Origin of the sequence: Noviherbaspirillum album (genome assembly GCF_035916955.1) — a bacterium.
In the GTDB taxonomy this organism is placed as follows: Bacteria; Pseudomonadota; Gammaproteobacteria; order Burkholderiales; family Burkholderiaceae_D; genus Noviherbaspirillum; species Noviherbaspirillum album.
This window is the reverse complement of record NZ_JAWIIV010000126.1, coordinates 1-999: the sequence shown is the minus strand read 5'-3', so window position 1 is coordinate 999 and position 999 is coordinate 1. Positions and strand designations below refer to the sequence as shown.

Below are 999 nucleotides of genomic sequence, written 5' to 3'. Positions count from 1 at the left end.
AACCATGACAATTCGTGTCGCAATCAACGGCTATGGCCGTATCGGCCGCAACATCCTTCGTGCCCACTACGAAGGCGGCAAAAAGAATGACATCCAGATCGTTGCCATCAACGACCTCGGCAATGCCCAGTCGAACGCCCACCTGACCCGCTACGACACGGCCCATGGCAAGTTCCCCGGCACGGTCGAAGTCGACGGCGACTTCATGATCGTCAACGGCGACAAGATCAAGGTCTTCGCGCAGCGCAATCCGGCTGAAATTCCGTGGGGCGAGCTCAACGTCGACGTCGTGCTCGAGTGCACCGGCTTCTTCACCACCAAGGAAAAGGCATCGGCCCACCTGAAGGGCGGCGCCAAGAAGGTCATCATTTCCGCGCCCGGCGGCAAGGATGTCGACGCCACCGTGGTATTCGGCGTCAACCAGAACGTGCTGAAAGCATCCGACACCGTCATCTCCAACGCTTCCTGCACCACCAACTGCCTGGCGCCGCTGGTCAAGCCGCTGCATGACAAGATCGGCGTCGTGAACGGCCTGATGACCACCGTCCACGCCTACACCAACGACCAGGTGCTGACCGACGTGATGCACGAAGACCTGCGCCGCGCCCGTTCCGCCACCCAGTCGATGATCCCGACCAAGACCGGCGCCGCCGCAGCGGTCGGCCTGGTGCTGCCGGAACTCAACGGCAAGCTGGATGGTTTCGCGATCCGCGTGCCGACCATCAACGTCTCCATCGTCGACCTGTCCTTCGTCGCAGCGCGCGACACGACAGTCGATGAAATCAACGCGATCATGAAGGAAGCCGCCGACGGCGCGCTCAAAGGTATCCTGACCTACAACACCGATCCGCTGGTCTCGGTCGACTTCAACCACAACCCGGCCTCGAGCAACTTCGATGCGACACTGACCAAGGTGTCCGGCCGCCTGGTGAAAGTTTCATCCTGGTACGACAACGAGTGGGGCTTCTCCAACCGCATGCTCGACACCACCATGGCGCT

At 61.3% G+C, this 999-nt stretch carries 1 protein-coding gene; it reads left to right on the top strand.

The annotated features are described in order from the left end of the window. Positions 1–4: 4 nt before the first annotated feature. Positions 5–999 (top strand): type I glyceraldehyde-3-phosphate dehydrogenase (gene gap, locus RY831_RS33015; RefSeq protein WP_326510505.1); only part of this gene is annotated, 995 nt, incomplete at its 3' end.